This is a genomic window from Corallococcus sp. BB11-1 (assembly GCF_026626625.1).
GTDB lineage: Bacteria > Myxococcota > Myxococcia > Myxococcales > Myxococcaceae > Corallococcus > Corallococcus soli.
Genome location: NZ_JAPNJY010000036.1, coordinates 139376 through 146644 on the forward strand (window position 1 = coordinate 139376; position 7269 = coordinate 146644).

General features: G+C 67.8%; 8 protein-coding genes. 6 read left to right on the top strand and 2 right to left on the bottom strand.

Features of this window, described 5'->3' with window-relative positions:
* Nucleotides 1-42: 42 nt before the first annotated feature.
* From OV207_RS32190 to OV207_RS32205, 4 genes are read left to right on the top strand one after another with little or no spacing between them, the layout of a single operon-like run.
* Nucleotides 43-1053 carry a DUF2169 family type VI secretion system accessory protein gene (locus tag OV207_RS32190; protein WP_267558837.1) on the top strand — a complete coding sequence of 337 codons (1011 nt, stop codon included), beginning with the start codon at nt 43-45 and terminating at the stop codon, nt 1051-1053.
* The gene (locus OV207_RS32195; RefSeq protein ID WP_267558838.1) at nt 1050-2099 is read left to right on the top strand and encodes a hypothetical protein; all 1050 of its coding nucleotides are present in this window, start codon (nt 1050-1052) and stop codon (nt 2097-2099) included. Before OV207_RS32190 ends, OV207_RS32195 begins: the two co-directional genes overlap by 4 nt.
* Nucleotides 2100-2115: 16 nt before the next feature.
* On the top strand, nt 2116-3246 hold the full coding sequence (locus tag OV207_RS32200; RefSeq protein ID WP_267558839.1) for a DUF4150 domain-containing protein: 1131 nt from the start codon (nt 2116-2118) through the stop codon (nt 3244-3246).
* Complete coding sequence (locus tag OV207_RS32205) at nt 3225-3995, top strand: SMI1/KNR4 family protein (protein ID WP_267558840.1); 771 nt, start codon at nt 3225-3227, stop codon at nt 3993-3995. The genes OV207_RS32200 and OV207_RS32205 overlap by 22 nt, the downstream gene beginning before the upstream one ends.
* Nucleotides 3996-4083: 88 nt before the next feature.
* On the opposite strand, the gene OV207_RS32210 is transcribed toward OV207_RS32205, so the two are convergent.
* Entirely contained in the window at nt 4084-4863 is a 780-nt protein-coding gene (locus tag OV207_RS32210) for a DUF6600 domain-containing protein (protein ID WP_267558841.1), read from the bottom strand.
* Nucleotides 4864-5133: 270 nt separating this feature from the next.
* On the opposite strand from OV207_RS32210, the gene OV207_RS32215 reads away from it, so the two are divergent.
* A complete protein-coding gene (locus OV207_RS32215; RefSeq protein WP_267558842.1) occupies nt 5134-5844 on the top strand; it encodes a siderophore-interacting protein in 711 nt (236 codons plus the stop codon).
* Nucleotides 5845-5854: 10 nt separating this feature from the next.
* On the opposite strand, the gene OV207_RS32220 is transcribed toward OV207_RS32215, so the two are convergent.
* A complete protein-coding gene (locus tag OV207_RS32220; protein WP_193348518.1) occupies nt 5855-6220 on the bottom strand; it encodes a hypothetical protein in 366 nt (121 codons plus the stop codon).
* Between the two features lie 314 nt (nt 6221-6534).
* On the opposite strand from OV207_RS32220, the gene OV207_RS32225 reads away from it, so the two are divergent.
* Nucleotides 6535-7209, top strand: coding sequence for an Isoquinoline 1-oxidoreductase subunit (locus tag OV207_RS32225; protein WP_267558843.1), 675 nt, complete (start codon nt 6535-6537; stop codon nt 7207-7209).
* The last annotated feature ends 60 nt before the right edge of the window (nt 7210-7269 follow it).

Sequence of the window (7269 nt, forward strand, 5' to 3'; positions counted from 1 at the left end):
ATTTCGCCGCAGTGGTTGTTGAATGGCGCCAGGGGGGGACATATGTGGGCATTGAACAACCGCACGGCGTTTGCTGCAGATCGCAACTGGACGCGAGACCGGGACGGACTCCATTGGTGGCTCGTCGCCGTCAAGGCGACATTCGACATCAAGCCTGACGAGCGGTTGAAGCTCGCGGACGAGCAGCTCCCGCCGGTATTGGTTCCGGAGTCCTCTGGCGATCCGGGTTGCTCCAGCCTGCGATATGACTCCGACTTGCTGGCGCCGAAGCCGGGCACGGACATCCTCGTTAGCGCGCATGCGTACGCGCCTCGCGGAAGACCGGCGCCCACGGTGCCGGTCTCGCTTCGGGTCGGGCGGCTCCACAAGGTTCTCGTCGTGCACGGAGAGCGGACCTATGAACGAGGTTGGTCTGGCGTGACGCCGGGCCGGCCTCAGCCCTTCACCACGCGACCCATTCAGTATGAACTCGCTTTTGGTGGCAGCGACCTGTCAGGCACCGACCCAGCGACGCGCCGCATCGATGAGCGGAATCCCATTGGGCGCGGCTTCGCGACGCGCGGCGCCCACCTCGCCGGAAAGCCGGCTCACGCCATCGAGTATCCCAGCGGTGACCCCGCGACCATGGGTCCGGCGGGGTTTGGTCCCATCGATTCCTCGTGGATGCCCCGGCGCAAGCTCGCGGGGACCTACGACGCGCGGTGGGAGCGCACGAAGAAGCCGCTGCTCCCGGATGACTTCGACCCCGCGTTCGCGCTGAGCTCCCCAGTGGATCAGCGGCCCGAGAATCCCCTGGTGGGCGGAGAGCCCGTCGAACTGGTCAACTTGACCCACGATGGGAGCCTGCGCTTCGAACTCCCTCGAATCTCGCTTGGCTTCAAGACGCGCATTGGTACGCGCTGCGAGGAGCATGGTTCGCGACTGACAACGGTCCTGGTGGAGCCCGAGGCGCGGCGCCTGTGTCTGGTGTGGCAGAGCGCGCTGCGTGTGCGCGCCCCGGAGGCCGACTATCTCGATGAGACAGAAATCTTTGAATTGAAGGGTGAGACATGAGCGCTGAAGTCGAGGTGGTGGCCGTTGGCGCTCGGACCGCGCTCGGTTTCTCCGCGGAGAGCAGCGCGGCGGCCGTGCGCGCAGGCATCTCCCGGTACGCCGAGTTCCCCTTCATCGATGCACGGGGCGAGCCGGTGGTGGTGGCCTCGGATGGGGAACTCGACCCGAGGCTGGAGGGGAGGGAGCGGCACGTGCACCTGCTCAAGAGCGTCCTTGATGAGGTCGAGGGGAAGCTCGGTTCAGCAATCCTGGAGGGGAACCGGTGCCGGCTGCTGCTGTCGCTTCCCGAGGCGCGCCCGGGATTCTCCGATGACGACGCGGCCTGGCTCGTGAGCGCAATGGAGGCACGCCTGCGGGCGAAGGCGGCGCGCATGCGCGTCGAGATTGCCGGACGCGGCCACGCGGGAGCCCTGCGCGCGGTGGAGCAGGCTTTGTGGGAATCCTCCGAAGGCCGGTCTCTCTTCTTCCTGGTGGCAGGCGTGGACAGCTACCACCACGCGGAGACATTCCTTTGGCTGGAGCGCGAAGGCCGGTTCGCACAGCCGGGGATTCGCAGTGGATTCATTCCAGGAGAGGGGGCCGGGTGCCTGGCGTTGATGAGCGCGGGGCTGCGCCGCCGCTTGCATCTGCCCCGGCTGGCGGTGGTACGAGGGGCACGGACCGCGCAGGAGCGCCTCCTGCGCGACAGCGACACGGGCTCGTTCGGCGTCGGAATGACCCAGGCGGTCGAAGGTGCGGTTGCGGGGTGCGACCTGTCCCGCGACAAAGTGGACGAGCTCTACACAGACATCAACGGCGAGCGGTATCGCAGCGAGGAGTGGGGGTTCGTCGCGCTGAGGACGCCATCGGTCTGGCGCTCCCCGGCATATCGCTCCCTGAGCGATTGCTGGGGCGACGTGGGCGCTGCGGCGGGTGCTCTCGGAGGTGTCCTTGCGGTCCGGGCGTTCGCACGGGGCTATGCGCGAGGTCCCCGGGCCATGGTGACCGCAGGGTCTGATGGGGGACTGCGAGGGGCGATGCTCCTGCAGGACCCGCGGGTGTTGTAATGAGAGGGGGAAAGCAATGAGCAACGTCTCAGTGAATGCACCGAAGACACCGGTGACCGAGGGCTCCAGTGGGGTCGCTGCGGCAACGCTACCCAACGTCTGCAAGATGCCCGGGCCACCTGCGCCGTTCGTGCCGACACCGCTGCCCAACATCGGGAAGAGCGGAACAGACCCAAAGAAGTACTCCAAGACGGTTACCATCGAGGGGAAGAAGGTCGCTATCAAGGGCGCTACCTTCGGCTCCATGGGTGACGTGGCCAGCAAGGGGACGGGGGGAGGCATCGTCTCCGCCAACGTGGAAGGTCCCACCTGCTTCCTGGGCCCTGGGTCGATGGACGTGAAGTTCGAGGGGAAGAACGTCCAGTTGCTCGGTGACCCCATGCTCAACAACTGCGGGCCGAGCGGGAGCCCAGCCAATGCGGCGACGATGCTGGGAGTGGTCCAGAAGACCGGAGCCCTTCTGGTCGTCAGTGGGAAGGACGTGTGCCCCCTGTGCAAGAAGGTGCATGGCAGCGAGGGCTCTCTGAAGGAAACCTCCGCGACCCAGGCCGACGCCGCGCAGTTGGAGGTCAAACTCACCAAGAAGATCTGCGTCGGTGAGTTTCCCGACGAGGAGCTTCCGTGGGGAAGGATGCTCGGCGTCGCTCAGTGCAAGTGTGGACAGAAATACGCTGACCACTCGGGCAATACCCTCGAAGTCTTCTGCAAGAGTGTCAGCGAGCTTGGCTGGAACGCGCCCAAGCCAGGCACCACGCGCAAGGAGGTCCGCGCGTTCATTGACAATCGTTTCAAGAAACACAGCAAGAATGTGGAGAAGGCCTGGGCGCGAGCCCAGGGGTTCAATGAGCAGTTCGCGAGCAAGAAGACTACCGCCGCAGCCTACCCACCGGGAGGCTGTGCCGGCCCCAAGGCACTTGTGCTGGCGATGGACCATGGCGCGCGCGTCACGGGGCTGACGGAGCGGTGGTTCCGCAGTGATGGGCAGCCGGTGAGTGCGAAGATCCGGTTCATCGACAAGAATGGGAGGGAAGTCGAGAAGCACTTCGCCCACGGCAAGAGCGTCCCGCCGTGCATGGCCTGTGTCGTCATTCTTCCCCTGCTCATCTGCCCCGAGGAGGAAATGAAGTGTCAGCACAAGACGAAATAGACCTTGAGTTCCTCGAAGTGGAAGACCTCCTCCTGAGGACCGTGCCCGGGCTCGCGGACCAGTGGCGGGGTGCCACGCCCGATGAAATCGAGCAGCTCGAGCGCATCGCCGGGCGCCCCCTGCCACGGTTCTATCGCTGGTTCCTGAGCCGCATGGGGCAGAGCATGGGGCCGCTGGCGTATCCCAGCCAGGACTTCTCCGCGCGGCGCGTGCTGGACTGCTATGCCAGGAAGATCGTCGTGCCCCATTCCCGGTTCCTGCTCATTGGATACGAGTCCGATGAGATGATGCCCTTGCACGCGTTCTATGACCTCGACGCGCCCGCGCGGGGCGATGCGACGGTGATGGCACGGTACGCGCGCGGGGGTGACGATCCCGTCGACCGGTTCGAGACCTTTCACGAGATGTTGTCGTGGAGCGCGCTGTTCCGGTTCCGGTTCGAGCAGATGCCCCAGAAGTGCGAGGGGACGTTCTATCGCGAAGACGCGGACCAGCTATCCCTCCTCGCCCCGGTGCTGAGCAGCCTGGGTTTCACGCAGCCAATCACTACCGGCCGATACTGCGGCTTGTTTGAGCGAGCCGACGCGGTCATGAGCTGTGGCGGAACGCCCAGGGAGAACCTCGAGAACGTGCGCACATTCCTGCTCGGGGGGAGCAACGCTGGAGTCCTCCGGAGAATCCTGGGGGAGGTCGCGAAGGAGTCCTCGCTGGAAGTCGAGGTCAACACCTGGACTCCAGCGCTTCGTTGATGCGCCAGCGCCCTTCGTCGATGTGAGCGTCCCCTGATTCCGTGGCCCCCGATGTGATGGAAGGCCCACGGGAGGACGCGTCGCACCGTCATCTCCTGGGGGGCGACTCCGCCTGGGGCTCGGATGCCGCCGAGGACCCGCTTTGGGCGCGGGGCGGTTGGCCGGTGGGGGGCGTCATGGGCTCCGCGAGCGGGATGGGCTGTCGGGTGACGCGCGCGACCTCGGCGGAGGTAGGACCCGGGTTCCAGTAGTCGCCGAGGCGGGAGACGACGTGTTCACCCACCGGCTGCGTCTGACGCAGCAATGCCGGGGCGCGCTCGGGCGGTGCGCGGTACTGCCCCACCGCCGGGCGCAGGAAGTCGCTCATGCTCACGAAGGTCCAGGCCAGCCCGGTGCTCACCCCAGGAGGCGCCATCGGTTGCCAGCCGATGTAGCCCTCGTCCCACCGCCAGTCCACCCAGGCCGGGGCCCATTCACTGTCGGGCCACCACACCCAGCCCACCGAGGGCTTGTTGAACCACCGGCCGTAGTGGAAGGGCGCCCAATCCCAATCCCAGTCGGTCTCGAAGGTCCAACCCCAATCACTGGACACCCAGCGCCCCCCGGTGGCGTAGGGCACGAAGTCCGCGCCCACGACGTTGGCATCGGGGCGCCAGACCCAGCCGACGTCTGGCAGGTCCATCCAGGTGCCGTAGGGGGACAACACGTCCCGGAACTGCGTGATGGCGCTGCCCTCCGTCACGGCGCCGGAGCTCACCTGGCGGCCGAAGTCCTCCGGCCCCATCGCGCAGCCGGAGGCCGCCAGGAGGGCGATGACGCCCGTGCCACTGGCCCGAAGCCAGCGCCTCCGCGTGTTCCAGGGGCCCATGTCCGCTCTCTTTCGTGGGGGTCTGTCCTGGAAGATGTGCCTTCTCGTCCGGCGGGGAGGCACGTTCGAGCGGCCCGGCCGTCCACCGGGCGCACCACGCGCGGCCCCGTCCCGCTGCTCCCCGTCTGCCCGGTCCCAGGAAGCAAGCGAATGGGCCCAGGGTCCGCCCGTGACGCAATGCCAGCCCCCTCGTCTGGCGACGCTTCACGCAACTTCACGGGCCAGCGGGAGGAAGGCGGCGTATGAACCTGCGCCGAAGGGGAGACAACGATGGCATCCGCGAAGGCGATGTTGGGCAGTGTCCTGGGACGCTTCCTCTTTCACGACTCCCAGGTGACGCAGGCGCGTGAGCTGTCGCGCGCCTTCCGCCAGGTGGACTGCGAAGGACAGGCGCTGCGAGGCCAGGGATGGACGCCCGGCGACAAGGTGCAGGTGTTCCTGCCCGGCCTGGGCATGCGCACGTACACGCCGCTGTCGTGGGACGAAGCGCGCGGCGCCACGTCCTTCCTCGTGTACCTGCACGGCGACAGCCCGGGCGCGAAGTGGGGCCGCGACGTGCGCGTCGGAGATGCCGTCCAGTTCTTCGGGCCCCGGCGCTCGCTGGTGTTGGACGCGGGCCGCGCCCCGGTGGTGCTCTTCGGTGACGAAACGTCATTCGCGGTGGCGCATGCGTTCCGCACCGGAGCGAAGCGGGACGTCACGCCCGTCTTCGAGGTGTCCAGCCGCGAGGACTGCGCGCCCGCCCTGCGGGAGCTGGGCTTCGAGGGCCAGGACGTGGAGCGCCAGTCCGGTGACGCCCACCTGGCGCAGGTGCACGAACGGCTGCGCGAAGCGCTGCGCGCGAAGCCGGACGCGACGCTGGTGATGACGGGGAGGGCGCAGTCCATCCAGGCCCTGCGCTCGCGGCTCAAGGCCGACGGCGCGCGCACCACGCCCAAGGTGAAGGCCTACTGGGCGGTGGGCAAGGCGGGGCTCGACTGAGGTCCGCGACTCACGCGGGCGCGAAGCTGAGCCCGCGCAGCAGGTCCTCGCGGTCACGGCTGATCCCGGCGGGGCGGCGCTTGGGCTTCTGTCGCAGGAAGCGCGACGCGTCCTTGCGGCGGTAGCAGGTGAGGAGCCGGTCCTCGTCATTGAGGATGAGGATCCACCCGCGCGCCTGTCGCGCCAGGGAGGAGTCCCGCAGGCTCCACGGCAGGTCGCGCTCGTGCACGGTGAGGTGGGTGGCACCACACGCCCGGGCAGGCGTGCCGAAGTCGAGGATGAACGCGACGACCTCCTCACGCAGCCGCCAGCGGGCGCACTGCTCGTTGAAGAGGCGGGTGATGGAGAACACGGACGACACGGGGCTCTGGCGCATGGCGGGCTATCTCCTTGCGCTCCTCCCAATACACTTGCCGTTCCAAGGCCCCGCGCACGCGATTCCAGGGACTTGCGCGAACACCCCTCGGCCCCCGGAAGACAATCCGTCAATCCGGTGAGCGGGCCCTGTCAGCAAGGCACGCCACCCACGACGCGACCGCCCTCCGGCGTTCAAATCGCTGGAGGCTGCCTGCTTGATGGGAATGCGACCCGCCTCAAAGAATTCCTGCACGGGGCCCATGGCTTTTGACAGGCTCCCTCATGTGGCGCCGGAACCACCTCTGGCCGACGGGATTGGGAGGACGGGGCACGATGAGTCTTCGCTCGAAAGCACTGGGTGTCGTCCTGGGTGCGGGGGCCGCGGGGGTGACACTGGCGCTCGCGTTCGGTGTGGGGTGTGGTGGCCGCGCGGTCCAGGGAGGCACGGTGAAGCTGTCACCCGTGGAGTCCCAGGTGCTCCGCGCGCCGACGGCGTTCGCCTCCATCAGCGACAAGAAGGAGCGCTCGCGCGCGCTGTTCCTGGAGGCGAGCCGGGTGATGCTGCACCCCCGGTGCGTCAACTGCCATCCCGCGGGCGACAGCCCGACGCAGGGGGATGCCTTCCAACTGCATGACCCTCCGGTGGCGCGGGGCCCCGAGGACCAGGGCGTGCCGGGTCTGGAGTGCACGTCCTGCCATCAGGAGAAGAACGCGGAGCTGGCGCGGGTCCCGGGCGCGCCCAAGTGGCACCTGGCGCCCAAGGTGATGGCGTGGCAGGGGCGGACGCCCCAATCCCTGTGCGAGCAGCTGAAGGACCCGGCGCGCAACGGAGGCAAGAGCCTGGCGGAGATCGTCGAACACTCCGCGCATGACGAACTGGTGGGCTGGGGCTGGAAGCCGGGGTCGGACCGGGTGCCGGCGCCGGGGACGCAGGCGGAGTTCGGGGCCCTGGTGGCCGCGTGGGTAAAGGACGGCGCGGAGTGCCCGCGCGAGGAGAGTCGACCGTGAGCATCCGTCTTCGCGTGAATGGAACCGAGCACGTCCTCGATGTGGATCCGGAGATGCCGT

Excerpts from the sequence above, each read along its gene's own strand:
- OV207_RS32210 (WP_267558841.1), bottom strand. The coding sequence starts at position 4,863 with ATGGGCCCCTGGAACACGCGGAGGCGCTGGCTTCGGGCCAGTGGCACG.
- OV207_RS32220 (WP_193348518.1), bottom strand. The coding sequence starts at position 6,220 with ATGCGCCAGAGCCCCGTGTCGTCCGTGTTCTCCATCACCCGCCTCTTC.
- OV207_RS32195 (WP_267558838.1), top strand. The coding sequence starts at position 1,050 with ATGAGCGCTGAAGTCGAGGTGGTGGCCGTTGGCGCTCGGACCGCGCTC.
- OV207_RS32200 (WP_267558839.1), top strand. The coding sequence starts at position 2,116 with ATGAGCAACGTCTCAGTGAATGCACCGAAGACACCGGTGACCGAGGGC.
- OV207_RS32215 (WP_267558842.1), top strand. The coding sequence starts at position 5,134 with ATGGCATCCGCGAAGGCGATGTTGGGCAGTGTCCTGGGACGCTTCCTC.
- OV207_RS32225 (WP_267558843.1), top strand. The coding sequence starts at position 6,535 with ATGAGTCTTCGCTCGAAAGCACTGGGTGTCGTCCTGGGTGCGGGGGCC.
- OV207_RS32190 (WP_267558837.1), top strand. The coding sequence starts at position 43 with ATGTGGGCATTGAACAACCGCACGGCGTTTGCTGCAGATCGCAACTGG.